This is a genomic window from Haemophilus sp. UMB1048 (genome assembly GCF_030218125.1).
Taxonomy (GTDB): Bacteria; Pseudomonadota; Gammaproteobacteria; order Enterobacterales; family Pasteurellaceae; genus Haemophilus_D.
Map to the genome: position 1 here is coordinate 1 of NZ_JASOPB010000165.1, position 244 is coordinate 244.

Below are 244 nucleotides of genomic sequence, written 5' to 3' on the forward strand. Positions count from 1 at the left end.
TCCGGCTCGGTGGTTTCGAGGCCATAAAGTCAGCTTACATGGCCCAGGTGCAGTACAGCATGTGGGTGACGCGAAAAGATGCCTGGTACTTTGCCAACTATGACCCGCGTATGAAGCGTGAAGGACTGCATTATGTCGTGGTTGAGCGGGATGAAAAGTACATGGCGAGTTTTGACGAGATGGTGCCGGAGTTCATCGAAAAAATGGACGAGGCACTGGCTGAAATTAGTTTTGTATTTGGGGA

The 244-nt window shown here is 50.4% G+C and carries 1 pseudogene; it reads left to right on the forward strand.

Going from position 1 to position 244, the window contains the following annotated elements:
• Positions 1 to 244: pseudogene (locus tag QP437_RS10315) on the forward strand (exonuclease); the annotation flags it as partial.